This window comes from Micromonospora sp. NPDC048887, from assembly GCF_040649715.1.
Lineage (GTDB): Bacteria > Actinomycetota > Actinomycetes > Mycobacteriales > Micromonosporaceae > Micromonospora.
Window position 1 is genome coordinate 121,086 of sequence record NZ_JBEZGA010000012.1, and the last position, 23,916, is coordinate 145,001.

The 23,916-nt window shown below is 73.0% G+C and carries 22 protein-coding genes; 10 read left to right on the top strand and 12 right to left on the bottom strand.

All coding sequences use genetic code 11. The annotated features are described in order from the left end of the window. Positions 1-55: 55 nt before the first annotated feature. The 8 genes from AB0C17_RS19680 to AB0C17_RS19715 all read right to left on the bottom strand — a co-directional run bounded on the left by AB0C17_RS19680 (position 56) and on the right by AB0C17_RS19715 (position 10,177). Positions 56-1,102, bottom strand: a complete 1,047-nt coding sequence (locus AB0C17_RS19680; RefSeq protein WP_357479728.1) for a glycosyl hydrolase — start codon at positions 1,100-1,102, stop codon at positions 56-58. 142 nt (positions 1,103-1,244) lie between these two features. Continuing rightward, positions 1,245-2,177 (bottom strand): sulfotransferase, encoded by a 933-nt coding sequence (locus AB0C17_RS19685; RefSeq protein ID WP_357381962.1) that lies wholly within the window; start codon positions 2,175-2,177, stop codon positions 1,245-1,247. Between the two features lie 28 nt (positions 2,178-2,205). After that, on the bottom strand, positions 2,206-3,789 hold the full coding sequence (locus AB0C17_RS19690) for a polysaccharide biosynthesis C-terminal domain-containing protein (protein ID WP_357479731.1): 1,584 nt from the start codon (positions 3,787-3,789) through the stop codon (positions 2,206-2,208). Further along, complete coding sequence (locus AB0C17_RS19695) at positions 3,786-4,649, bottom strand: sulfotransferase (RefSeq protein ID WP_357381958.1); 864 nt, start codon at positions 4,647-4,649, stop codon at positions 3,786-3,788. Before AB0C17_RS19695 ends, AB0C17_RS19690 begins: the two co-directional genes overlap by 4 nt. Before the next feature lie 17 nt (positions 4,650-4,666). Then, the gene (locus tag AB0C17_RS19700) at positions 4,667-5,872 is read right to left on the bottom strand and encodes a hypothetical protein (RefSeq protein WP_357470781.1); all 1,206 of its coding nucleotides are present in this window, start codon (positions 5,870-5,872) and stop codon (positions 4,667-4,669) included. After that, complete coding sequence (locus tag AB0C17_RS19705) at positions 5,872-7,356, bottom strand: O-antigen ligase family protein (protein ID WP_357381954.1); 1,485 nt, start codon at positions 7,354-7,356, stop codon at positions 5,872-5,874. The genes AB0C17_RS19700 and AB0C17_RS19705 overlap by 1 nt, the downstream gene beginning before the upstream one ends. Next, positions 7,353-8,360, bottom strand: a complete 1,008-nt coding sequence (locus AB0C17_RS19710; RefSeq protein WP_357470783.1) for a DUF3048 domain-containing protein — start codon at positions 8,358-8,360, stop codon at positions 7,353-7,355. Before AB0C17_RS19710 ends, AB0C17_RS19705 begins: the two co-directional genes overlap by 4 nt. Beyond that, the gene (locus tag AB0C17_RS19715) at positions 8,357-10,177 is read right to left on the bottom strand and encodes a Wzz/FepE/Etk N-terminal domain-containing protein (RefSeq protein WP_357479734.1); all 1,821 of its coding nucleotides are present in this window, start codon (positions 10,175-10,177) and stop codon (positions 8,357-8,359) included. The genes AB0C17_RS19710 and AB0C17_RS19715 overlap by 4 nt, the downstream gene beginning before the upstream one ends. Before the next feature lie 514 nt (positions 10,178-10,691). Here AB0C17_RS19715 and AB0C17_RS19720 point away from each other — a divergent pair. From AB0C17_RS19720 to AB0C17_RS19735, 4 genes are read left to right on the top strand one after another with little or no spacing between them, the layout of a single operon-like run. Continuing rightward, positions 10,692-11,168 (top strand): UDP-N-acetylglucosamine--LPS N-acetylglucosamine transferase, encoded by a 477-nt coding sequence (locus tag AB0C17_RS19720; protein ID WP_357381948.1) that lies wholly within the window; start codon positions 10,692-10,694, stop codon positions 11,166-11,168. Then, a complete protein-coding gene (locus tag AB0C17_RS19725; RefSeq protein WP_357470786.1) occupies positions 11,165-11,740 on the top strand; it encodes a glycosyltransferase in 576 nt (191 codons plus the stop codon). The genes AB0C17_RS19720 and AB0C17_RS19725 overlap by 4 nt, the downstream gene beginning before the upstream one ends. After that, positions 11,737-12,738, top strand: a complete 1,002-nt coding sequence (locus AB0C17_RS19730) for a sulfotransferase (RefSeq protein ID WP_357381944.1) — start codon at positions 11,737-11,739, stop codon at positions 12,736-12,738. Before AB0C17_RS19725 ends, AB0C17_RS19730 begins: the two co-directional genes overlap by 4 nt. Further along, entirely contained in the window at positions 12,735-13,649 is a 915-nt protein-coding gene (locus AB0C17_RS19735) for a glycosyltransferase family 2 protein (protein ID WP_357381942.1), read from the top strand. The genes AB0C17_RS19730 and AB0C17_RS19735 overlap by 4 nt, the downstream gene beginning before the upstream one ends. Before the next feature lie 58 nt (positions 13,650-13,707). Here the strand turns inward: AB0C17_RS19735 and AB0C17_RS19740 are convergent, their stop codons facing one another. Both AB0C17_RS19740 and AB0C17_RS19745 read right to left on the bottom strand, forming a co-directional pair. Beyond that, entirely contained in the window at positions 13,708-15,252 is a 1,545-nt protein-coding gene (locus AB0C17_RS19740; protein WP_357381940.1) for a hypothetical protein, read from the bottom strand. A 101-nt stretch (positions 15,253-15,353) separates the two neighbouring features. Then, positions 15,354-16,232 (bottom strand): 3'(2'),5'-bisphosphate nucleotidase CysQ, encoded by an 879-nt coding sequence (locus tag AB0C17_RS19745; RefSeq protein ID WP_357381938.1) that lies wholly within the window; start codon positions 16,230-16,232, stop codon positions 15,354-15,356. A gap of 198 nt (positions 16,233-16,430) precedes the next feature. On the opposite strand from AB0C17_RS19745, the gene AB0C17_RS19750 reads away from it, so the two are divergent. Both AB0C17_RS19750 and corA read left to right on the top strand, forming a co-directional pair. Next, complete coding sequence (locus tag AB0C17_RS19750; protein WP_357381936.1) at positions 16,431-17,525, top strand: PLP-dependent aminotransferase family protein; 1,095 nt, start codon at positions 16,431-16,433, stop codon at positions 17,523-17,525. Between the two features lie 339 nt (positions 17,526-17,864). Further along, positions 17,865-19,013 carry a magnesium/cobalt transporter CorA gene (gene corA, locus AB0C17_RS19755; RefSeq protein WP_357381935.1) on the top strand — a complete coding sequence of 383 codons (1,149 nt, stop codon included), beginning with the start codon at positions 17,865-17,867 and terminating at the stop codon, positions 19,011-19,013. A gap of 95 nt (positions 19,014-19,108) precedes the next feature. On the opposite strand, the gene AB0C17_RS19760 is transcribed toward corA, so the two are convergent. Further along, entirely contained in the window at positions 19,109-19,948 is an 840-nt protein-coding gene (locus tag AB0C17_RS19760; protein ID WP_357381933.1) for a hypothetical protein, read from the bottom strand. An 84-nt stretch (positions 19,949-20,032) separates the two neighbouring features. On the opposite strand from AB0C17_RS19760, the gene AB0C17_RS19765 reads away from it, so the two are divergent. After that, entirely contained in the window at positions 20,033-20,563 is a 531-nt protein-coding gene (locus AB0C17_RS19765; RefSeq protein ID WP_357381931.1) for a peptidylprolyl isomerase, read from the top strand. Between the two features lie 25 nt (positions 20,564-20,588). Next, a complete protein-coding gene (locus tag AB0C17_RS19770) occupies positions 20,589-21,530 on the top strand; it encodes a rhomboid family intramembrane serine protease (protein WP_357470793.1) in 942 nt (313 codons plus the stop codon). A 3-nt stretch (positions 21,531-21,533) separates the two neighbouring features. Here AB0C17_RS19770 and AB0C17_RS19775 read toward each other — a convergent pair whose 3' ends face one another. After that, the gene (locus tag AB0C17_RS19775) at positions 21,534-21,968 is read right to left on the bottom strand and encodes a PH domain-containing protein (RefSeq protein WP_357381927.1); all 435 of its coding nucleotides are present in this window, start codon (positions 21,966-21,968) and stop codon (positions 21,534-21,536) included. A gap of 98 nt (positions 21,969-22,066) precedes the next feature. On the opposite strand from AB0C17_RS19775, the gene AB0C17_RS19780 reads away from it, so the two are divergent. Beyond that, complete coding sequence (locus AB0C17_RS19780) at positions 22,067-23,239, top strand: acetyl-CoA C-acyltransferase (RefSeq protein ID WP_357381925.1); 1,173 nt, start codon at positions 22,067-22,069, stop codon at positions 23,237-23,239. A 107-nt stretch (positions 23,240-23,346) separates the two neighbouring features. Then, positions 23,347-23,859, top strand: coding sequence for a hypothetical protein (locus AB0C17_RS19785; RefSeq protein ID WP_357381923.1), 513 nt, complete (start codon positions 23,347-23,349; stop codon positions 23,857-23,859). Positions 23,860-23,916 lie beyond the last annotated feature (57 nt).

The following is a 23,916-nucleotide window of genomic DNA, read 5'->3' on the forward strand; positions in this document are numbered from 1 at the left end:
TTCGGCCTTTTTGGCCGAGGAAACGGCCCGGGTCACACGAAAAGACGAGCGACGATCACCTGGTGGACACGGAGGGTTGCCCTGAGGGAACACTCAGGTCTGGCAGGGGCGCCTGGAAGTACGGATCGGTCGCCATCTCCCGGAAGACCTTCTCGCTCTCCGGGTCGTCGCCGAACGTGCTGTCGTAGATCGGCTTCTCCGTCTGCCGGGCCGCGAAATAGACCGCCGCCTTGATCTGCGGGTGCTTCTTCAGGTACGGCCCGACCTCGCGCATCCAGTCGGCGCGCTGGCCCGGCCGCCCGTCCTGGGTCAGGCCGTACTCGCCGATGATGACCGGCCGCGGGTGCTTCTTGGCGAACGCCATGAAGTGGTCCATCCGGTTGGAGAAGCTGTTCCACTCCGGACTGGGGTAGACGTCCGCGCAGAGCCAGTCGACCTGGTCGTCGCCGGGGTAGTAGTCGGCGGCCCGGCGCTGCGGCTCGGCGAACCCGTCCGCGTGCGGGCACCACACCCACCCGGCGTTGGTGACGCCCATCTCGGTGAAGATGCCGCGGACGTGCTTCCAGGCGGCGACGTAGTCCTCCGGTGAGTGCATGCTCGCGGCCAGGTTCGGCCGGTCCATCTCCCACCGGTAGCGCAGCAGCATCGGAACGCCGAACTCCTTGACGTCCTTCGCGCGTTCCCGGATCAGCGCGTCGTAGACGCCGCTGACCGTGGACCGGGTGTCGGTGCCCTGCCACGAGATCATCTGGAGCCTGCCCCGGGACTGGAACATCTTCTCGGTGTTGGTCGGGAACGGCTCGTTCCACTCGTGGAACATGTGCGCGATGGCGAGCTTGCCGCCGGCCGCCTGGTTGAACGCGTCGAACGCCGCGGCCCGCCCGGCGGCGTTGTGGTTCTGCGGCTTGACCCAGGTGCCGAGCCAGGCGCCCTCCGCCGGCGGCTCCGGCCCACGCCCGGTGGTGCGGACCGGAGCGGTCCGCGGTGTCACTGTCGGCGGGGGCGGCGCCGCCGTCGTCGCCGTCCCGTCGGACCGCTCGGAACCGGAGTCACAGGCCGCCACCGCCGGAGCCAGAAGGGCCAGGCCCAGCACGGCAGCCATCGTCAGTCGTAACCGTCGTACCACCGCAACCTCTCCCCAGGACGGTCGCCGGCCACGGCATGAGGCCCTGACGATCCGCGGGGGCGGAGAGGCACGCCGGGCCTGGCGGGCGACCCCTGGCACTCTACCCGTGACGCGGCGTTCAGGCGGGGTAGCCGAGTTGCGCCAGCAGCGGTCCGGCCTGAGCCATCACGTCGGCAAGGTCCTTTTCGGTCAGTCGCTGCCGCCAGCGGCCCACCGAGCCGGGCCGCGCCTTGGCGAAGCGGGCGTGCAGCGCCTCCCGCCCGGCCGGGTCTCCGACCTCCAGGAAGTCGGCCACGGTCTCGGCCGCCTCCGCCGGGCGGGTGACGACGTCCTCGTACCGCAGGTGCCGCACCCGGTCCGCCGGCAGTTCGGCGAGCTGGGTGAGCGCGCTGCCGGTGAACCGCCGCCACATCCAGGCCGACCGGCCCAGGTCGGAGACCTGCGTGAACTCCTCGCGCCGCTCCGGCTCCACCCAGAACCGGGGCGCGGCCCCCCACGGCGTGCCGCCCCGGCCGCTGCGGCCGCTCCCGGTGGACGCCGCGTTCAGCCAGGGCTGCTCGGCGTGCGACACGGCCACGTCCCGCCCGTCCCGGTAGACGTGCAGGAACACTGCGTCCGGGAACACCTCGGTCAGGAACGGCACGATGAAGCAGTTCTCCGGGTCCTTCTCGGCGAAACGCAGTCCACCGTGTCCGGACGCGGCGAGCAACGCGCCGTAGTAGCCGCGGAAGTAGCGGGCGGCCCGCTGCGGCGTCCAGCTTCCCTCGTAGACACAGCGGGCGACCGCCTTGGTCAGCCGCGGTTCGAAGTGGTACGACACGTCCGGCAGCGCGCCGACGCAACTGCCGAGGAACGTGGTGCCGGAACGCGGGGCGCCCAGGATGAAGATCGGCCGCTCCACCTTCAGGGTGAGCCGGCGGCCACCCGCCTCGACCGGCCGTTCCAGCTCGCGGCGTTCCTTGCGGTCCGCCAGCAGCCCGACCGCGGCGAGCTTCGCGGCCTTCACGGCGGACAGGCCGGAGTGCGGGGCGAGGGGGGAGTCGCTTGTCATCGAAGATCCCATCGGTGCGCAGAATCGGTCAGGACTGGGCGGCCGGGTCCGCCCCGGCCCGGTTGCGGCCACGGCGCAGGGCGCGCAGCGCGTCGAGGTGCAGGGTGCGCCGCCAGCGCCAGGCGCCCGCCAGGTACGCGGCCAGACCGGCGGCGGTCACCAGCGCGAGCACCGGCGGACCGGCGCCGAGCAGGCTCGCCGCGCCCAGCGGCAGGCCCAGCGTGACCACCGCCAGCGCCATCGCGGCCCGGGTGCCGGCGCCGAACGGGTGCAGCCGCATCGACCACCAGAGCTGGGTCAGCGGCACCAGGTTGGTGACCAGGATGGAGACGATCCAGGCCAGGGCCGCGCCGAGGATGCCGTAACGCGGGATGAGCACCAGGTTTCCGACCACGTTGAGCACGGTGCCGGTCATCGCGTTGTAGAACGTCCACGCGGTGCGCCCGGCCATGTTGAGCACCATGTCGACCATGCCGCAGCCGGTGGCCAGCAGCATCGTCAGCGCCAGCAGCACCACGACCCGGCGGCCGTCGCCGTAGTCGGATCCGAACAGCGCCAGCATCGGCGTGGCGAACGCCGCGAAGATCAGGTACGCGGGCCAGGAGAGCAGCACCAGCCAGCCGGTGGCGGCCTGGTAGAGCTGGCGAGCCTCGGCCCGGTCGTCGCGGGCGAACGCGGCGGCCAGCCGGTGCTGCACCGAGCTGGACAGCGCGACGCTGGAGAGCTGACCCAGCGCCAGGAACCGGGTCGCGGCCGTGTAGATCGCCGCGTCCGCCGGCCCGCGCAGCGCGCTGAGCAGCACGATGTCCAGCCGCTGCACCACGATCGCGGCCAGGCTGCTGATCGCGCGAGGGCCGGTGAACCGCCAGAACGGCCCGACGAGTTCGCGCGCCGGCACCGGCCGGGTCACCTGCCGTCCGGCCCGGCCGACCAGCCGGCTCAGCCAGAGCAGCGCGACCACCGCGGCGAACAGGTACGGCACCACCCAGGCCAGCGGCAGCGCGACGGTGGCGGACAGGCCGAGCCAGGCCGCCACGGCCACGGCCAGGAACTGCACGAGCGTGCGGCCGAGCCGCTCGACTGTCAGCAGCGGGCGCATCTGCCCGAAGCCACGGCAGGCGGCGAGCGCGTAGTCGTTGAGCGCGGCCAGCGGCACGAACGCCAGCAGGATGCGCAGCGCGGTCACCGCCTCCGGACCGGCCTCCGGCATGGTGGCCCGCGCCAGCGCCGGTGCGGCCAGCCAGCCGGCCAGCCCGAGCACCGCGCCGACCACGAGCACCGGCAGCAACCCGGCCAGGATCGTGCCCCGGATCTGGTCGCGGCGGTCGAGCGTGCGCTGGCGGCTGACGAAGTAGACGGTGCCGACGTCGGTGCCGAGCCGGGCCGCCGAGGCGGCGATCATGAACGCGCTGGTGGCCGCGAAGAACATGCCCGCCTCGCCGACCGACCAGCCCCGGGCGATGACGATGTTCAGGCCGAAACCGGCCACCGCGGCCAGCGCGACCCCGACCAGGTTGGCGAAGCCCTGCCGGGCCGCGCCGCCCAGTCCCGCGCCCGGCCCGGGGGCCGGTGCGGTGAGCGTCGGGGTGCCGCCGGCGTCCGCCCGGGTCACCGCCGCCACGACGGTACGCGTCCCCACCACGTCGCCAGCCGCTCGTCGTACGGCGCGAAGTGGTCCTCCAGCCGGGTCCGCAGCTCCGCCGACATGGGCGAACGCGAGCGCGAGTTGTGCTTGCCGAACGCGATGTCCGCCCAGCGGGGCAGCCCGAGGAAGTCGCAGACCGCGTCGAAGGAGGGACGCGGGTCGGCGAAGAAGTCGTCGCTGTCGATGACGTGCATCCGGTCCCGGCCGACGAGCGCCTCCAGGCGCTCCAACTGCTCGATGTAGCGGCCCCGCGCCAGGTACGCGTTGTGCTGCAGGTGCTCGCTGGCGTACGACGCGGAGCTGATCATCCGCTCCCGCTCGCCCGCCGTACGCGACTCCTCAAGCGCCAGCGCCCGCTCGAAGTCCGCCTCGGTCTCGTAGCCCCGGGCCAGTTCGTGCGAGTGCGCGGAGTAGGCCCGCTCCACCGGGTCGCGCAGCAGCACCAGCAGCTTCACCGAGGGCAGGTCCCGGGCGATGCGCTGCCCGGCCAGCGGGTGGAACATGTAGTACGGGCTCGATTCGCCGGTGATCCCGCGTACCCCGATCTGGGCCTTCACCGCCTCGGCCTTGCCGGTGGTGGGGAAGTGCCCGAGGTACCAGCTCATGCCCCGGTGGTAGTCCATGTCGAAGTAGTGCACGCCCTTGTGGTACGCGGGCGGCAGCACACCGGGATGCTGCGAGAGAGTCTTGAACAGCGAGGTGGTGCCGCAGCGCTGCGCCCCCACGATCAGGAATCCCGGCACCATCCGTGAGCCGGCGGTCAATCGACCGACCGTCCGGCTCACCGACTTCACCGCGCGGAGCGCCTGCTCCCTGGCCACCGTCACGTCCCCACTCCTCACTCTCACCGGGCCCGGCGGGCCAGGTGTTCCTCCACGGCGGGCAGCAGCCAGGTGTCGACGTGCCCCAGCCGCGCACCCGCCTCCGCCTGCCGGTCGCGCAGATAGCGCGTAGCCAGCTCCACCAGGTAGAGCACAGCGACCAGATCGGCGCCCCCACCGGTCTGGTCGAACGGCGCCAGGGTCGCGCCGGCGCCGGCGACAAGCGCCCGGGCCGCCTCGACCGGCTCCACCCCGTCGTGGCTCATCGCGCCCTGCACCGCCAGGTGCAGCGCGTCGTATCCGGCCGGCACGTCCGCCTCGAACCGTTCCCAGTCCCAGACCAGCACCCGGCCGTCGGCGAGCACCGCGCTGTTGCCGCCGTTCCAGTCGCCGTGCCAGGCGCCGAAGGCCACCACCGGGTCGGCGTCCGCTACCGACTTCAGCGCCGCGCGCAGCCGCCCGGCCTCCGGCCGGGGCCCGAGCGCGTCCACCGCGGCGGTGAGCCGGGCCGCGTGCCCGCTGCCCGCCCACGACTGCTTGCGTACGCCGAGACAGCCGGCGACCGCCACCATGGCGGCGCGTTCGGCCGCCTCCGCGGCGGCCGGGGTCGCCCGGGGCAGCCGTACCGGCAGCGCCTCCTGCACCAGCAGCGCGTGGCCGTGCCAGTCGCCGTGATGGCGTACCCCGGCCACTACCACCGGCCCGAGCGGCACCTCGGCGAGGCGGCGCAGCGCGTCGGCCTCCGCGTACACGAGGGCACGGGTCAGCGGGTCAACGCCGAGCTTGGCGTAACCGAGGGCCCGGCCGTCCGGGGCGAGCAGTTGCAGCACCGGCTTGCGGTTCGCCCGCGCCGGCCCGATGTGCAGGCTCACCAGCGCCGGCTCGCCGAGCACCTCGGTCAGGTAGGCGTCCAGCCCGCCGCCGTCGACCACCAGCCGGTCGCGGAACACGAGCGGGCCCAGCCCGAGCCGGAACGCGGTGGCCAGCCCCTGCCGGACCAGCTTGGCCTTGCGGCCGACCGCCTCGGTGGAGTGCCGGACCGCGCTCGCCGCAGCCCGGCCCGAGCCGGTCGGCACCAGCAGCCGGGGGCGGGCCGCCGAGGGCACCACCACCCAGCCGGCGCCGCCGCGCCGCAGGCTGGGCTCGGCCGGCGCGGGCCAGATCAGCCCGGCCAGGTCACCGAGGTACGCGGCGCGGCCGTCGCCGTCCGGGGGTACGCGGAACACCATCAGCGGTCACCGGTCTTTTCCAGTCGGGCCCGTAGCCCGGCGATCGTGCCCTGCGGTGCCGCCGGTGCGAGCGACCGGCGTATCCGGTCGTTACGGGCCAGCAGGGCGACAGTGATCAGGGCGTAGGCGAGCGTCGCTTCCATCACCCCGTAGGTGAACTGGAAGAACAGCATGAGGATGAGGACGAGCGTGCCGGCGATCCCGATCGCGCTGTGGTCGCGCCGGTAGCGCCAGATCGCGTAGACGAAGAAGGCGTTGTAGCAGATCGCGCCGACCCAGCCCTGCCCGACGAGCAGCGCCCAGAGCTGGCCGTTGCTGCCCAGCTCCCGGTTGCCGCACTGCTTGCAGTCCTCGGACTTGCCGATCGCGATGGACCGGTTGCTGCCGATCAGTGCCCGGTTGCCGCCGTACCCGAGGATCGGCGAGTGGTTCGCCGCGGCGACCGCACCCTGGGACAGCGTGGTGCGGATGTCGTCGCTGTGCCCGTTCTGGAGGCGCTCGTCGAAGGTGCGGCCGAGTGGTGTGGCGACGATCAGCACCCCGATCAGCCCGACCGCGAGGGCGAGCCCACCGAGCACCACCATCCGGCCGCGCAGCGCGAGCCGCAGCGCGACGTAGGCGGCGGCGATACCCAGACCGATCCACAGGCCGCGGTTCAGCGAGTAGACGATCGGGAAGATCGCCGCCAGGGCGATGGCCACCCCGGCGGTGCGGCGCAGCGGCTTGCCCAGCACGACCCAGCCGACGATCAGCCAGATCAGCAGGATCGCGGTGTTCTCGCCCCACGAGTTCGTGTAGGTGAACGGCGCGGACGGGCGGGGTGAACTGGCCTCCCCCTCGATCACCTGCTGGACCTGCGCGAACTTGATCTCCATCAGCGAGGAGACGTACGGGTGGCCGGCGATCGACTGGGGCAGGACGAAGCGCAGCGGCGCGACGAACGTGAGGTTCGGGAAGAGCGAGCCGATCCAGCCGCCGAGCACCACGACCACGCCCATGAACCCGAACAGCCGGACCATCCGGCGCTGGGACAGCTCCCGTTCCCGCAGGTTGTAGACGTAGAGCATGGTCACTGTCATCGCGATGTAGTTGGCGAGCCGGATGCCCCAGCCGATGTACTTGCCGCTGCCGCCCGGGGGCAGCGTGTTCGGCGCGGTGAGGTCGAGCGTGAGCACGGACAGGAACACCCAGAGCAGCAGGACCATCCAGATCCCGAAGCCGGGCGGCACCCGGACCGGGCCGCGCCGGCGCATCTGCACCACCATCGGCACGGCGAAGATGACGAAGACGAAGCTCGACACGCCGAGCACCCACCACAGCGGGTACAGCAGGAAGAGCGAGATCAGCGGCCATGCCGTCGGCAGCCGCCACGACCAGCTCTCCGGCCGTACCGTCACCGACCGGAGGCGGTTCCCGCCGGGCGGCGAGACCGCCCCGACCGGGACCGTCCCGCGCGCGGTGCGGGGCGGGGTGGCGGTGCTCATTTCACGGAAACCTTGGCGGTGGTCGGCGCGTAGATCACCCACGCGTTGCCGGGCTGCGGACGCAGGAGGTCGCCGCCGGTGTCGGCGAACGTGCAGACCATGCCCAGGCCAGGCTTGCGCCACCGGCCCTTCGCGCTGTTCGGCCCGGACACGGCGAGCACGGCGCCCTCACCGAAGACGTTCGCCGAGGGCAGCGAGCGCGGGGATGGCTTGCGTACGTCGAGCGTGCGGTATTCCATCGTCAGCACGATGACGGAGGCGGCGGTCACGGTGACCTTGCCGACCTTGCCGGCCCAGACGGACTTCGCCTGGTCGTACCGCCAGACCATCGGCGGGCCACCGGCGACGGTGACGGTCAGCTCGGTGGCCGGCGCGACGTCGCGGACGGCGAGCGCGTCGCCCTCACCGGCGTGGTCGATCGGCGGGGTGGGCGGCTGGCCGCCCTTCGGGGCGGCCTTCAGCAGCGCCGCCGTCGACGTGTAGTCGCCGGAGAAGACCTTGCTGTCGTCGTCGGGTGTGACGCCGTCGAGGTCGGAGTTCTCGAACTGGGTGAGGAAGCCGGTGGGGCCGCCGTCGTAGCCGACGAACGGGCGCAGCACGGACAGCGAGCGGATGTCGACCGGCCGGATCTCGGTGACCGGGCCGATCTTGGCGGCGTCCCTGGAGTGGAACACGGCGGTCAGGTGCAGCGTGTCGGACTCGGCGAACTCGGCGTACACCAGGTCGGCGGCCTCCAGGCCGGCCGGGGTGGTGGCGGGGCTCACCCGCAGCGGCACCGCGACCGCCTGGCGGGCCGCCGCGGCCGGGGTGCTCACCGGCTTACCGGTCAGCGGGCCGGTGGGCAGGCTCGGCGAGGCGCTGGCCGCCGACGGCGAGGCGGTGACGTCGCCCGGGTCCACCACCTGGATCTTGCCCGGCTTGGGCTCGGGCTCGCTGCATCCCGTGCCGACGCCGAGGACGACGGCCGGGGCGAGGGCTGCGCGGAGCATCTGCCGGCGGTTCACCCCAGGTCCTCGCCGGAGTCGAGGGCGTAGCTGCGACCGTCGCCGTCGCCCCGGGAGCGGTACGTGCCGCCGGTGCCGTTCAGCGGGGCCGGCTTACCCGGCCGGCCCTGGCTGCCCTGGGCGGGTGGGGCAGGCGGCGGCGGGGCGGCCTTGCCGGGAGCCGGCTTCGCCGGGGCGGGGCGGGAGGACTGCATGCGCGGCAGGACCATCGTCGACTCGGCGGACGGGCCGGGGCTCGGCCGGGGCTTGGGCCGGTTCGCCGGTGCCGCCGGGGTCGCCGGCGCGCTCGACCCGCCCGAGGGCGCCGGCCGGGCGGCGTCGCCCGCCGGGGCGGGCAGGCGCGGGGCCAGCACGGCGCCGATCACCGGCGCGTTCACCTGCTCGAACTGCTGCAGGGCGGCGGTGATCTCGCCGCTCCGGGTCTTACCCGCCTCGGCCACCATGATCACCGCGTCGACGTACCGGCCCAGGGCCTGGGCCTCCACCGCGTACGTGGGCTGCGCGGTTTCGATGATCACGTGGTCGAAGCGCGCCGACAGCTCGTGCAGGATCTCCAGCAGACCGGCGACCGGCAGCTCGACCTCCGCGTCCAGGTCGCCCGGCACCAGCACGCGGAGCTGGCCCAGCCCCGGCACCGGCGCCAGCGCCTTGAGCGGGGGGACGTCGCGGCGGAGCACCGAGGCCAGGTTGTGCCGCCCCTCGGCCACGCCGGTGATGGCGGCCACCGTCGAGTCGGGCTTGGTGGTGATCAGCGCGACCTGCTGGCCGGTGCGCGCGTACGCGGCGGCGAGGTTGGCGGCGACGAACCCGGCGGCCGTGCCGGCCGAGGCGTCGCAGAGCAGCAGTTGGCGGCCGCGTCCGCCCTGCGCCGGCTCGGGCACGGCGGACAGCAGCACGTTGCGCAGCCGGCCCAGCTCGCGGGAGACCCGGTGCGTGGGCGGCAGGACGGCCAGCGAAGGCGTCCGCGACGGCAGCTCGACGAGCAGCGGCAGGCCGACCCGGTCGGAGATGTCGCGGCCACGCCGGATCCGGGTGTCCAGCCGGTCCAGCACCAGTGCCAGCACGATGCCGAGCAGCAGACCCGCGCCCATGCCGCTGGCGAGGTTGAGCGTGCGGTTCGGCGAGCTGGGCGAATCGGGCAGCCGGGCGTCAGAGATGATCTCGCCCGGGTCGGAGCCGGCCGAGACCAGCGGGCTGAGCCGGTTGTTCAGGCCGGTGATCTGGTTGGTCAGGACGCTCCGCTCGGCCTCGGCCCGCTCCCGCTCCGGCGAGTTGGACGGCGCCGCCGCGATCCGCCCGGCGACGGCGCTGAGCTCCTTGTTCAACGCGGCGATCTGCTGCTTGAGCGCGTTCGTCTCGTTCTCCAGCGTCTTCTGCGCGGTGGCCTTGCGCAGGTCCAGATACGCCTGCGCGAACGCGTGCGAGCCCGACTGGGCGCCCTCGGGGCTGTTCGTCTCGTACACCACCTGGAGGATCTGGCTGTTCGGCGGCACCTTGACGGTGACCGACTTGACCAGCTGATCCGCGCCGGTGTCGACCTTCATCAGCGTCTTGGCCCGCTCGGCCACCACGAGCGAGCGGACCACCTGGGCCTCGGTGTCGAGGTTGACCTTGGCGTTGGGGTTGCTCTCCGCGCCCGAGCCGAGCGGGCGCACCAGCAGCGAGGTGGTCGAGGTGTAGCGCGCTTCCTGGATCTGGCTCAGCGCCAGCCCACCACCAAGACCGAGGGCCGCGGCGAGCAGCAGGATCCACCAGCGGCGGCGCAGCCAGCCCAGGTAGGCCATCAGGGCAAGACCGTCAGCGTCGCTCTCGGCCAAATGGGGTGAGGGCATCAGAGTCTGTCGCTCCCTTTCGACCGAGCCGGGCAGTCCACGGCGCAGCTGGACCTGACCGTGGCCTTGAGTGTCCCCGATCCGAACGGCGAGGGAAAGTCTGCTCACGTTCCGGTAAGCCTGCCCGGGTGTGGGCAGCCCGCGTAGAAATGGTCGATCGGCGCTGACCATTCGGCGGGTTTCCCGGTGTCGGGCCCGACCTGCCCCCGGACAGCCGGCGTCACCGACGGCTCTCGTGCGGAGCGGTGACGGAATCCTGACACATCTCACTTTCTCCCGGTGGCCCGGCCCGGCGTCCCGGGCGAACCGGGCTGACCTGGACAGTGGCCAATCGGTGCATGTCCCAGTGACGGGAATCGAGGAGTGAGCCGACCGGCGCGTCAGTATCCGTCCAATGGCCCCTTCAGTTGCCCATGGCCGCGCCAGTAGGTTGTCAGGACGCGTCCGAGGGGCATTCACAAAATTCCGGACGCGGTCGTCCGCGTACGGGAGGAAGTCTGTGGTGAGCGGGTCAACCGAGGACTCGGGGCAGGTCCTGCTGGTGGGTTCCAGTGGCGGGCACCTGGCCCAGCTCCTGGCCCTGGAACCGTGGTACCGGGATCGGCGCCGCGCGTGGGTAACGTTCGACACCCCCGACGCCCGCTCGCTGCTCGCCGGTGAGGACGTGGTCTGGGCGCATCACCCCACCACACGCAACGTCAAGAACCTGGTACGCAACGCGTTCCTCGCGTTGAAGGTGATCCGCCGGCGTCAGGTCGACGCGGTGGTCACCACCGGCGCCGGGGTCGCCCTGCCGTTCGTGGTGGCGGCCCGGATGCGCCGGATCCCCACGGTCTACATCGAGGTGTACGACCGGATCGACAGCGCGACCCTCACCGCCCGGCTCTGCCGCCCCTTCCTCTCCGCGATGCTCGTGCAGTGGGACGAGCAGCGCCGGATGTACCCGGAGGCGACTGTCGTGGGGAACCTCCTGTGATCCCCCGGCAGCGGGACCGGCGCTCCGCGACGCCGTACGTGCTCGTCGTTGTCGGCACCGACGTGCACCGCTTCGACCGGCTGGTGGGCTGGCTGGAGCGCTGGCACGCGAACCGGCCGGAGGTCCGGCTGGTCCTCCAGTACGGCCACAGCCGCACCCCGGCCCTGCCCGAGGCCACCCCGTTCCTCGGCCACGAGGAACTCCAGCGGGCGATGGCGGAGTCGACGCTCGTGGTCAGCCACGGTGGCCCGGCCACCATCACCGAGGCCCGGCGCAACGGCCACCTGCCGATCGTGGTGCCCCGCGACCCGACGCACGACGAGCACGTCGACAACCACCAGCAGCTGTTCTCCCGCCGGCTGGGCGCGGCGGGCATGGTGCGGCTGTGCGAGTCCGAGGCCGAGCTGGTCGCCGCGCTGGACGAGGGGCTGGCCGACCCGAGCCGCTTCGTGCTGGCCGCCGACCCGAACCGCCCGGACCCGCGCGCCGAGGCGGTCGCCCGGGTCGGCGCCGTGATCGACGAGCTGGTGGCCCGCCGGGTACGGCAGCGAGCCGTCGGACGTCGCGGATGAGCGCCCCGGATCCGGCGCCGCCGCGGGTCCTCTTCGTCGGCGGTCTCGGCCGCAGCGGCTCCACGCTGCTGGAGCTGCTGCTGGCGCAGAGTGCCGACGTGTGCGCCGTCGGTGAGGTCGTGCACCTGTGGGAACGGGCGCTCGGCGCGGACGAGCGGTGCGGTTGCGGTGAGCGGTTCACCGCCTGCCCGTTCTGGCGGCAGGTCGGCGACCAGGCGTTCGGCGGCTGGGCCGCCGTCGACCGGGACGACGTGCTGGCCCTCAAGGACCGGGTCGACCGGACCCGGCACATCCCCCGGCTCGCGAAGGACGCGCTCCCGCCGGACCAGCTGGCCGACGTGCGCCGATACGCCGACCTGTACACCCGGATCTACCGGGCCGCGCTGTCGGCGACCGGCGCGCGGGTGGTGGTCGACTCCAGCAAGCACGCCTCGCTCGCCTTCGCGCTGCGCTGGGCCGAAGGGCTCGACCTGCGGGTGCTGCACCTGGTCCGGGACAGCCGGGCGGTGGCTTACTCGTGGGGCAAGCAGGTGCGCCGCCCCGAGGTGGTCGACGGCGAGGACTTCATGCCGACCTTCTCGCCGTTCGAGGTGAGCAAGCTGTGGACCGCGCAGAACGCCGCGTTCCACCTGCTCGCCTCCCGGGCGAAGGTGCTGCGGCTGCGGTACGAGGACTTCACCGCCGACCCGGCCGGCACCGTACGCCGGGTACGGGACTTCGCCGGCCTGCCGGACGACCCGGCGGCGCTGCGCATCCTGTCCGGGGCCGACGGGACCGGCGCGGCGCCCGAGCCCGCCGCGCCGTTCCGCGCGCACAGCGTCGCCGGCAACCCGCTGCGGTTCAGCGGCGGACCGCTGACCGTGCGGCGGGACGAGGCGTGGCGGGACCGCCTGCCGCGCCGCAGCCGTGCCGTGGTCAGCCTGGCCACGCTTCCCCTGCGGGTCCGCTACGGCTATCTGGGCCAGCGGGGATCCGACGAGTCCGTGGAGAGAGCATGAGTGGGCCGAGCATCTCGGTCGTCGTACCGACGCGGGACCGTCCGGAGTTGCTGCGTGCGGCGCTCGACGCGATCCTCAGCCAGGCGCACCCGGGCCTGATCGAGGCGATCGTGGTCTACGACCAGTCCGAGCCGGACCGGTCGCTGGAGACCGACCGGGGTGACCGGCGGGTCCGGGTGATCACGAACACCCGTACCGCCGGGCTGGCCGGTGCGCGTAACACCGGCATCGAGGCGGCCGTCGGCGACTGGGTGGCGTTCTGCGACGACGACGACGAGTGGCTGCCCGGCAAGCTGGCCGCCCAGTTCGGCGCGCTCGACGCGCACCCGGACGGCGCGCTGGTGAGCTGCGGCATCCGGGTCAGCTACGACGACCGTACGGTGGACCGTTCGCTGGACCGGGCCCGGATCTCGCTGGAGGCGCTGCTGCGCGACCGGCTCACCGAGCTGCACCCGTCCACGTTCCTGATCCGCCGGGCCGCGTTGCTCGACGCGATCGGCCTGGTCGACGAGCAGATCCCGGGCAGCTACGCGGAGGACTACGAGTTCCTGCTCCGCGCCGCCCGGTACGCCCCGCTGGTGAACGTGGAGAGCCCGTACGTGCTGGTCCGCTGGCACAAGCGGTCCTACTTCGCGCAGCGCTGGGAGACCATCTCGACCGCGTTGCAGTGGCTGCTGCGCCGCTACCCGGAGTTCGCCACGGTGCCGCACGGCGAGGCGCGGGTGGCCGGTCAGATCGCGTTCGCGCAGGCCGCCATGGGCAACCGGCGGGACGCGGTCCGCTGGGCCCGGCGCACGCTGGCCCGCAACCCGAAGGAGCCGCGCGCCTACCTGGCGCTGGCCGTGGCTAGCCGGGCGGTGCAGGCCGACCGGGTGCTGCGCACGCTGCACAAGCGCGGCCGGGGCATCTGAGCCGTACGCGAGACGGGCGGGCGACCTCGGTCGCCCGCCCGTCGTCGTTCCGCTGTGATCAGGCCGTGCAGAAGGACTTCCACGCCTGGATGCTCGGCTGGTCGAGCAGCCGGAAGTCACCCTGACTGACTGTCTGGTTGTAGTACGCCACGAACTCCGGCCGCTGGCCGTTGAGGAAGTTCGTCATCGACCGGATCCAGGCCGCCCGGCCGGTGCCCGCGTCACCGGGCACCAGGTCGCTGCCGGTCTCGGCGACGCCCCACGGCTTGCCCAGCGCCTTCGACTTGCTGATCATCGGGCCGTAGATCTCCTGGGGCGAGGCGTACCGCTTCCACTTCTTGCCCCAGTTGTAGCAGTCCCAGCCGAGCGCCTCGATCACGTCGCCACCCGGGTAGAACGCGTCGAAGCTGCGCCCGGACTTCGAGTCGAGCGTCCAGCACATCAGGATCAGCGTGTTGATCAGCTTGGGATTGCCCGTCCGGTCGGCCAGGCCGGCGATCCGCTTCCACGCCGTCCGGTACGCCGCCGTGGTGAACGCGCCGCGCTCGACGTCGTCCTCCGGCTCGTGGAAGTACGACCAGTAGACGTTGTGCTCACGCGGGATCGAGGCGAACCAGGAGGCCAGGCGGGAGTCGAACTTGCCGGTGTTCACCTCCTGCGGCGACGCCTTGAAGGACACCACGACGGTTCGGTCCACCACGTCGGCGCGGCTGCCGGACCAGGCCGGCGGCAGGCCGGGGAAGAAGATCCGGGCCATCCGCAGCTTGCCGAAGGTCCGGTCGGAACGGGCCAGCGCCTGGCCGAAGGTCTCCCCGTTCTGCACACCGATCGAGGCGCCCGGGAGCGTCAGTCGCGTACCGGTGAAGCCCGGCCCGGCGTTCGCGGAGGCCGACGGACGTGCCGAGGGCTTGCCGCCGAGACCCTGGTCGGCGCCGGGAGAGGCGCCGGGTGTCCCGGGCTTGCCCGGGCCCATCGAGGTCGCCGGCCCGACCGCGCCCGGTGCCTCGCCGGCCTGCGGGTTCGCGGCGTCGGGCCGCAGCGCGGCCACCGCGACCCCGCTGCCGGCCACGGCCAGCGCCAGGGCCGCCGCCAGGGCGACGCGCCAGCGCCGCCGGGAGCCGCCGGACGACGGCGGCGGTGCCGGGACGAGCGGTGGTGCGGGCGGCTGGCCCGGCCCACCGGCGGCCGGTCCGTGCGGAACGTCCACCGGGGGCGGCCCGGTCAGGGTGGCGGTCGCCGCGGTGCCCGCGGCCCAGCCCGCCTCGCCAGCCCGGCCGGGCTCGTCGTGCGGCGCCCAGCCGGCGTGGCCGGCCTGCGCCGGCCAGGCGTCGTCGTGCGCGTCACGCTGCGGCGCCCAGCCGTTCGCCGTGGCGGGCACGGGCTCCCAGCTCGTCGTGTCGTGTACCGGCCCGTCCGGGTGACCGGCGTCGGGCCGGTCCCGCTCGGGCCAGGGCAGGTCACCGTCGGAACGGGCCGGCGGCGGCGTGCTCTCGGCTTCCGGCCAGGGAAGCGAAGGACCGCCTCCCTGGCGCGGAATGTCCTGACCCGGCCACAGGCCGGTCGGCTGCCCGAAGGCATTGTGCGGCTCTCGGTCGACCGGCATGACCCTCCCTGGCTGTCGGCGGCCCGTGTCGAGGGCTCAGATCGTCATGCGTCCCTGCCCGACGATAACCCTCATCCACCCGGCCGTATGTACCGTGACACTCAGCCGAACGCTTCACCCTGCCTGCCGGTGACGGTCGAAGCGGGCATCTCGACCCCGGTCCGGGCGATCGCGTCGAGCAACTGGTCGGCCAGTTCGGGCCGGCAGACCAGCAGATCGGGCAGGCGCGGATCGGCGCGGTTGTAGCGCAGCGGCGAGCCGTCGATCCGGGACGCGTGCATGCCCGCACCGAGCGCCACGGCGACCGGGGCGGCACTGTCCCACTCGTACTGACCGCCCGCGTGGACGTACGCGTCGACCTCGCCGGTCACCACCGCGCAGACCTTCACACCGGCCGAGCCCATAGGGACGGCGGTGGCGCCGAGCATCTCGACCAGCTCGCCGACGAACGCCGGCGGGCGGCTGCGGCTCACCGCGATCCGGATCGGGCCGTCGGACGGCTTCGGCTGCGGGCAGTCGGTGCCGAGCACGAGCTGCGTTCCGTCCCCTGTGGTCCGGGCCGGCATGCCGACCGCACCGGCGATCAGCGCGCCGTCGGGCGCGGCGGAGCGCTGCCAGAGCGCCACGTGCACCGCCCAGTCGTCGCGTCCGGCCTCGGAGAACTCGCGCGTGCCGTCCAGCGGGTCGATGATCCAGACCCGGTCCGCCTCGTGCCGGGGCGCGCGCTCGCCGTCGGCCCACGCGCGGCGCGCGTCGGCCTCCTCCTCGGAGAGCACCGCGTCGTCCGGCCGAAGCCTGGCCAGCGCCGCCGTCATCACCTCGTGCGACGCGCGGTCGCCGGCGTCCTTGAGCGCCTTCGGGTCGGCGAAGCCCTGCCGGTCCCGCAGCGCGGTGAGCGCCGTACCGGCCTCGGCCGCCAGCCACTGCGCGAACCGCTGGTCGTCGAGCCGTCCCGCCTCGTCCTCGGTCACGAGCCCCATCCCTTGTTCTCCCGGGTCTGCCGTGACCCGTCATCCTTCGGCGTCCGGTCGGACCGGCGCCAGCGTCCGTCGGATCGTAGACAGGTGCGAGCTGTTCTCGGATCCTCCGGACGCACCGGTGACCCGGCCGGCCGCCCGCATGTTGAACTTCGCGTGTATCGCGGTCGGACCCGCCGAGCCAGGCCCTAGGCTCTGCGCATGACCGCCGAGCAGCTGATCTCGTTCGCCCGTGGCGCGCCTTCGCTGGACATCGTCGATGTCGAAGGGCTCAAGGCCGCCGCCGTCCGCGCCTTCGACGCCGACCCCGCCGGGGTCACCGCGTACGGCACCTCCGTCGGCTACCCGCCGTTGCGGAAGTGGATCGCCGAGAAGCACGGTGTCGAGGCCGACCAGGTGCTGATCACGAACGGCTCGTTGCAGGCCGACGCGTTCCTCTTCGACCACCTGGTGCGCCGGGGTGACGCGGTGGTGGTCGAGCGCCCGACGTACGACCGCACGCTGCTCAACCTCAAGCAGATGGGCGGCGAGGTGCACGGCGTGACGATCCAGCCGGACGGCCTGGACACCGCCGAGCTGCGCAAGCTGCTGGAGTCCGGGGTACGCCCGCGGCTGGCGCACGTGATCCCCAACTACCAGAACCCGGCCGGCGTGACCCTCTCCCTGGAGAAGCGTCGTGAGCTGCTGGATCTCGCCGCCGAGTACGACTTCACGATCTTCGAGGACGACCCGTACGCGGACATCCGCTTCCGGGGCGAGCCGCTGCCCTCGATGCTGTCGATGGACACCCGCGGCGTGGTGGTGCACGCCTCCAGCTTCACCAAGACGGTCTGCCCGGGCGTGCGGGTCGGCTACCTGGTGGGCCCGGCCGAGCTGATCGCGGCGATCGCCAAGCGGGCCACCAACCTCTACATCTCGCCCGGCATGGTGGCCCAGGCGATCGTGCACCAGTTCTGCGTCTCCGGCGCCATCGAGGAGTCGATCCGGACGGTCCGCTCGGCGCTCGGCGAGCGGTCGGCGGTGCTGGCCGAGTCGCTGCGCCGGCACATCCCGGAGGCCCGGTTCGTGGAGCCGGACGGCGGCTACTTCCTCTGGGTCGAGCTGCCGGAGGACGTCGACGTCGACCGGCTCGCGCCGGCCGCCGCCGAGCGCGGGGTGGCGGTGGTGAAGGGCAGCGACTTCATGATCGACGGCGGCCGGCACGCGCTGCGGCTGGCGTACTCGGCGGTGACTGCCGACCGGATCGACGAGGGTGTGCGGCGTCTCGCCGAGGCGATGGCCGCCGTGCGCGGCTGATTTCTGTCGGGTTTCTGACAAAAGGGCCCCGCTGGCCGGTTCGGCTCTCCCGCCGGACCGGCCGGCACCCCCACAATGCTGCGAGTGCCGCTCACCTTTTGCCGGTGACCGGTCCGTGCGCCGGCACGACCCGGCCGGGCCCGGCGGCACGCCCAGCATCACTCCCGCCCCCAAGGGGTGCCGGGTGGGCCGTGTCGCCCCTCACCCCCCTGACGCGGCCCGGCCCGCCCGGCGCCGCCGCGTGAGGCCGGTCGCAACCGGCCCTTCCCGCGCCCGCGCTGCGCTTCCCGCCGGTCGGCGTAACCTGCAAGCCGCAGCTTCAGGGAAAGGGGGCGAGAGATGACGGACCGGGTGGCACGCGACCGAACCGCCGGCGCCGAGAGCAGCCGGCCACTACGCCCCCGCGCCTGGTCGGCCCCGGTGCGCGCGATGTCCCGCATCCTCAACGCGGACGGCTCCCCGCGTACGACCGAGCCGGCCGGCCCGGAGCGCAGCGGGATCGTCGACTGCGGGCTGTACGTCGACGGCGAGCGCCGCCCCGGCCGCCCTCAGTACGCCGACGCCCTGGCCGCCGCCCGGCAGGAGCGGGACGGCTTCGTCTGGCTCGGCCTGCACGAACCGGACCTCGTCGAGATGACCGAGATCGCCGCCACCTTCGGCCTGCACGAACTCGCGGTGGAGGACGCGGTCAAGGCCCAGCAGCGCCCGAAGCTGGAACACTTCGGTGAGATCGCCTTCCTGGCGCTGCGTACCGCCCGCTACTGCGAGCACGCGGAGCTGACCGAGAACTCCGAGGTGGTGGAGACCGGTCAGGTGATGCTCTTCATCGGGCCGCACTTCGTGATCAGCGTGCGGCACGGTGACGCCTGCCGGCTGGCTCCGGTCCGCGCCGACCTGGAGGCGAAGCGGGATCTGCTGGGGCACGGCCCGTGGGCGGTCGCGTACGCGATCACCGACCGGGTGGTGGACCTCTACCTGGAGGTGGCCGACCGGCTGGAGGACGACCTCGACGTGCTGGAGGCCGACGTCTTCGACCGGCAGAGCAGCGGCCGGATCCAGCGGATCTACCAGATGAAGCGGGAACTGGTCGAGTTCAAGCGGGCGGTGGTGCCGTTGCAGCGCCCGCTGATGACGCTGACCTCGCAGGTCAACCGCGCGGTGCCGCAGGAGGTGCGGCGCTACTTCCGGGACGTGCAGGACCACCTCAGCCGCACCGTCGAGCAGGTGAACTCCTACGACGACCTGCTCAACTCGATCCTCCAGGCCCGGCTTGCCCAGGTCACAGTCGACCAGAACAACGACATGCGCAAGATCGCCGCCTGGGCCGCGATCGGTGCGGTGTGGACGGCGATCGCCGGCATCTACGGCATGAACTTCGACAACATGCCCGAGCTGAAGTGGACGTACGGCTATCCGGGCGTCTGGGCGCTGATGCTCGCGGCGTCCTTCACGCTCTACCGCCTGTTCCGCCGCAACGGCTGGCTGTAGCCATCGTCACTCCGCGCCGGCCCGGCCGCCGTATACGCGGAAGCGCCGGCCACGCGGGGTGTCCCGCGTGCCGGCGCTGATCCGACGGTACGAGGTCAGCGGCGACCGCCGGCCTTCGCGGCGTTCTTGCCGGCCTGCACGGCCTTGGTGATGTCGTCGGCCGGACGGCCGGTGACGTCCCGGGCACCCTCGGCGACGGAGGGGACCTGGTCGTTGGGGTGGATCACCGGCTGGCTGCCGGAGGTGGCGGTCGACGCGCTGCTGCCCTTGGCCACCGCCGAGGAACCGGCACCGGTCGGGCCGGCCTGCGTCACCTTCGCGCTCGCGTCCGGGGTCTCCACCACGATCGTGTCCACGTCCTCCCGCATCGGCTCCAGCTTGTCCCGCCCGCTCGCGCCGAGCGTGCCGGTCGTGTCGAGCGTGCCGGTCGGGTCGTACTCGGCCCACTCCTGCTGCTCGCGGCGGCGGCGCATGGCCATCGCGCCGGCCAGACCGGCGACGGTGCCGGCCACCAGCAGGCCCGCGGTCATGCCCCGCGACCTGCGCTGCTTCTTCTTTCCGGCCTTCATGTTCTTCGCCTTCTTCGTCACCGAGGCCTGCTTCGCGGCCATCACCTTGCGGCCGCTCGACGCCTTGCCGGCGGCCTCGACCCGGGCGTTGCGCACGGCCAGCATCACCGGCGCGAGCGCCGCGGCGGTCGACGCGAAGCCGCTGGACGCCCGGTCCCGGACCATGACCGCGGTCGGCGCGACGGCGACCCGGGCTGCCTGGACCCGCGGGCCGACAGTGGCGCCGGCACCCTTCGCCGCGTGCGTCGCGGCCTGCCGCAGGTGACCGATGCCCTGGTTCAACTCGACCTTGGCGAGCTGGCCCTGGGTCTTTCGCCGCCCGATTCCAAACACGGTCCCACCTCCTGGGAGTTGTTCCTTCGTCATCCTCCACCTTCGAATGCCTCCGCATGGCCAGATCGGGCACATGGGAGGATCCGCAAGGAACTGAACTACGAGTGAGGAGTACCCGTGGCCGAGGCTGTCTACGCCACCTTGCACACCAACGCCGGCCCGATCCGGCTGGAGCTCTTCCCGAACCACGCGCCGAAGACCGTCCGCAACTTCGTGGAGCTGGCCGAGGGCACCCGGGAGTACACCGATCCGCGCACCGGCCAGCCGGGCAGCGGTCCGTACTACGACGGCACCGTCTCGCACCGTGTGATCAGCGGTTTCATGATTCAGATGGGCGACCCGACCGGCACCGGTCGCGGTGGTCCGGGCTACAAGTTCGCCGACGAGTTCCACCCCGAGCTGCGCTTCGACCGGCCGTACCTGCTGGCCATGGCGAACGCCGGGCCGGGCACCAACGGCTCGCAGTTCTTCATCACGGTGTCGCCCACGCCACACCTGAACAACCGGCACACCATCTTCGGCCAGGTGGCCGACGAGCAGTCCGCGAAGGTGGTCGACTCGATCGCCAACACCCCGACCGGCCCGAGCGACCGGCCGGTCCAGGACGTGGTGATCGAGCGGGTCGAGATCGAGCGCAAGCAGTCCTGAGCGGCACACCTGTACCTTTGCTCGCATGACTGAGCGCTCCGGCCAGCCAGGCGACGCCACCGGGGGCCCGGTGCCGACCACTCCGGTCTGCTACCGGCACCCCGGTCGGGAGACGTACATCCGGTGCAGCCGGTGCGACCGGCCCATCTGCACCGAGTGCATGCGGGACGCCTCCGTCGGCCACCAGTGCCCGGAGTGCGTCGCCGAGGGACGCCGCAGCGTGCGGCCGGCGCGTACCGCCTTCGGTGGCGGTGCCGCCGGCCGCCAGGGCAACGTCACGAAGGCGCTGATCGCGCTGAACGTGCTGACGATGCTGCTGTCCATCCTCTCGGCCCGCAGCGGGACCGCGGTGGCCGGCGGCGGTCTGGGCGGCCTGATGGGCAGCGGGACCCCGCTCACCGAGTGGGGGGCGGTGCTCGGCCTGGCGCGCTTCCCCGACGGGCACGTCGGCGGGGTGGCCGACGGTGAGTGGTACCGGCTGGTCACCGCCATGTTCCTGCACTACGGCGTGCTGCACCTGCTGCTGAACATGTGGGCGCTCTGGGTGCTCGGCCGGACGCTTGAGGCGGTGCTCGGGCCGCTGCGCTTCCTGGCGCTCTATCTGCTCGCCGGGCTGGGCGGCAACGTCGCGGCCTACGTCTTCACCGAGCCGAACCGGTTCACGGCCGGTGCCTCGACGGCCGTGTTCGGCCTGTTCGCCGCCATCTTCGTGATCATGCGGCGGCTCGGCCGGGACACCTCGGCGATCGTGCCGATCCTGGTGATCAACCTGATCTTCACGTTCACCGTGCCGAGCATCTCGGTAGCCGGGCACCTCGGCGGGCTGGTGGCCGGCGCGCTGGTGGCGCTGGTCCTCGCGTACGCGCCACGGTCGCGGCGGACCGTCTTCCAGGTGGCGGGCTGCGCGATCGTGCTGGTCGCGCTGATCGGCCTGACCCTCGTCCGCACCGCCGCGCTGCTCGGCTGAGCGTCAGCCCGCCGTCGGGCGGGCCTCGGTCAGCGCCGCCGCCACCTCGTCCAGCGGCGCGTCCAGGTCGCGGCGGCCGAACAGGTGCAGCGACTCCCCGGCGTCGATCTCCAGCGTCTCGGCGGTGATCCCACGCCGGCTGCGCCGGTCCAGCCGGATCGTCTCCACCGCGTCCCACGGCAGCCGGCGTCGCCCCGCGAACCCCCGCAGCACGGTGAGCCCGTCCGGGTCGACGGCGAGGCGGACCGGAGCGACCACGTCGCGCAGCGCCCAGCCGAGCAGACCGGCGGCGGCCAGCCCGGCCAGCCCCGGACGGACCGGGTCACCGCCGGCGAAGACCAGCCCCAGAGCGACGAGCCCGAGCGCGCCGAGCGCCTTGAGCACCGGCACCTCGCGCGGCACCCGCCACTGCCGGGCCGGCGGTGACTGTGGATCCATCCGCCCAGCATGCCAGCCGTCCCGGCCGCACGCCGGGGGAGGACGGCGGTCGGGTCAGCACGTACTATCGGGGCAAGCGAGGTTACCGGGGAGTAGACATGAGTGACGCGGTCATCGTCGGCGCGGTACGGACCCCGGTCGGGCGGCGCAAGGGCAGCCTCGCCGGAGTGCACCCGGTCGACCTCTCGGCGCACGTGCTGCGCGCCCTCGCCGAGCGCACCGGCATCGATCCCGGCCAGGTCGACGACGTGGTGTGGGGCTGCGTGTCGCAGGTCGGCGAGCAGTCCTGGAACGTGGCCCGCAACGCCGTGCTCGCGGCCGGCTGGCCGGAGTCGGTCCCCGGCACCACGCTCGACCGCCAGTGCGGGTCGAGCCAGCAGGCGCTGCACTTCGCCGCCGCGACGGTCCTCTCCGGCCAGGCCGACCTGGTCGTCGCGGGTGGCGTCGAGTCGATGACCCGGGTGCCGATGGGTTCCAGCGTCGCCGGTGGCATGCCGTTCAGCCCGGCGATCCTGGAGCGCTACCGCGGTGTCGAGGGCGTCGCCGAGGACTCGCCACTGCCGTTCAACCAGGGCGTCGGGGCCGAGCTGATCGCCCAGCGGTGGCGTCTGTCCCGTACCCAACTCGACGAGTTCGCGCTGGCCAGCCACGAGAAGGCGGCAGCCGCGCAGGACGCGGGCGCGTTCGAGGCCGAGCTGGCGCCGGTGGCGCTCGCCGACGGCGGCAAGTTCTCCGCCGACGAGGGCATCCGCCGCGACACCTCGCTGGCGAAGCTGGGCGAGCTGCCCACCCCGTTCCGCGCCGACGGCGTGGTCACCGCCGGGTCCGCGTCGCAGATCTCCGACGGCGCCGCCGCGCTCGCGGTCACCACGGCCGAGTGGGCCAGCCGGCACGGCCTGCGCCCGCTGGCCCGGGTGCACACCGCCGTGGTCGCCGCCGACGACCCGGTCACCATGCTCACCGCGCCGATCCCGGCCACCGCGAAGGCGCTGCGCCGCGCGGGGCTGGGCATCGAGGAGATCGGGGTGTACGAGGTGAACGAGGCGTTCGCCCCGGTGCCGCTGGCCTGGCTGGCCGAGACCGAGGCGGACCCGGAGCGGCTCAACCCCCGGGGCGGTGCGATCGCGCTCGGTCACCCGCTCGGCGGGTCCGGTGCCCGGATCATGACCACGATGCTCCAGCACATGCGGGACAACGGCATCCGCTACGGCCTCCAGACCATGTGCGAGGGCGGTGGCATGGCCAACGCCACGATCGTCGAGCTGCTCTGATCCGACCGGCGGCGGAGTCGCACCGCTGGTGCGACTTGCAGGTGTGGAAGTTCCAGAAATCGGCCGTGACCCATATCACCCCAGGTCATCGGCTCGTTGCACCTCACATGGACGTGTTCTCGCGAACGTTCCTTCCGGCCGCCGCCGACACCGGCCTGGCGACCCAGACCGTCACCCGGCACATGCCGGTGTTCCGCCGGTGCGTCGGTTCCGGCGACGCGACCATCCTGGTCACCCGATGCAGCCGCCCGGACGACCCGGTCGGCGGCGACTACCTGATGCTGCTCACCCACCGCCGCCTGGTGGTCACCCGGCAGACCCGGGTGCTGCACCGGCTGCGCCTGCACCTCAACACCGAACTGCGCGAGCTGAGCAACGTGACGTGGAGCCCGGATGCCCGCGCGCACCGCGTGGAGCTGGCGGCCACCGCGATCGACGGGGTACGCGAGCGCTTCGTCCTGCGTACCCACCACCCGAAGCAGGTGTGGCAGCTCGACGCCCTGCTCAACCACGCCTTCCGGACCCGCCTGCGTACCCCGGCCGAGCGGGTGGTGGCGACCATCGGCGACCAGCCGGCGGGCACCCGGCCCTCGGTGTTGCGTCCGGCACCGGCCCGCTGACGTCCTTACCGGATCCGAACATTCGGTGACCGGCCGGGCGGCCACCGGTCGGTCATC

Coding starts and splice junctions, on each gene's coding strand:
- AB0C17_RS19760 (WP_357381933.1), bottom strand. CDS start 19,948: ATGACGAAGGAACAACTCCCAGGAGGTGGGACCGTGTTTGGAATCGGG.
- AB0C17_RS19705 (WP_357381954.1), bottom strand. CDS start 7,356: ATGAGCACCGCCACCCCGCCCCGCACCGCGCGCGGGACGGTCCCGGTC.
- AB0C17_RS19785 (WP_357381923.1), top strand. CDS start 23,347: ATGGACGTGTTCTCGCGAACGTTCCTTCCGGCCGCCGCCGACACCGGC.
- AB0C17_RS19745 (WP_357381938.1), bottom strand. CDS start 16,232: ATGGGGCTCGTGACCGAGGACGAGGCGGGACGGCTCGACGACCAGCGG.
- AB0C17_RS19775 (WP_357381927.1), bottom strand. CDS start 21,968: ATGGATCCACAGTCACCGCCGGCCCGGCAGTGGCGGGTGCCGCGCGAG.
- AB0C17_RS19740 (WP_357381940.1), bottom strand. CDS start 15,252: ATGCCGGTCGACCGAGAGCCGCACAATGCCTTCGGGCAGCCGACCGGC.
- AB0C17_RS19735 (WP_357381942.1), top strand. CDS start 12,735: ATGAGTGGGCCGAGCATCTCGGTCGTCGTACCGACGCGGGACCGTCCG.
- AB0C17_RS19730 (WP_357381944.1), top strand. CDS start 11,737: ATGAGCGCCCCGGATCCGGCGCCGCCGCGGGTCCTCTTCGTCGGCGGT.
- AB0C17_RS19680 (WP_357479728.1), bottom strand. CDS start 1,102: ATGGCTGCCGTGCTGGGCCTGGCCCTTCTGGCTCCGGCGGTGGCGGCC.
- corA (WP_357381935.1), top strand. CDS start 17,865: ATGACGGACCGGGTGGCACGCGACCGAACCGCCGGCGCCGAGAGCAGC.
- AB0C17_RS19780 (WP_357381925.1), top strand. CDS start 22,067: ATGAGTGACGCGGTCATCGTCGGCGCGGTACGGACCCCGGTCGGGCGG.
- AB0C17_RS19750 (WP_357381936.1), top strand. CDS start 16,431: ATGACCGCCGAGCAGCTGATCTCGTTCGCCCGTGGCGCGCCTTCGCTG.
- AB0C17_RS19685 (WP_357381962.1), bottom strand. CDS start 2,177: ATGACAAGCGACTCCCCCCTCGCCCCGCACTCCGGCCTGTCCGCCGTG.
- AB0C17_RS19700 (WP_357470781.1), bottom strand. CDS start 5,872: ATGGTGTTCCGCGTACCCCCGGACGGCGACGGCCGCGCCGCGTACCTC.
- AB0C17_RS19770 (WP_357470793.1), top strand. CDS start 20,589: ATGACTGAGCGCTCCGGCCAGCCAGGCGACGCCACCGGGGGCCCGGTG.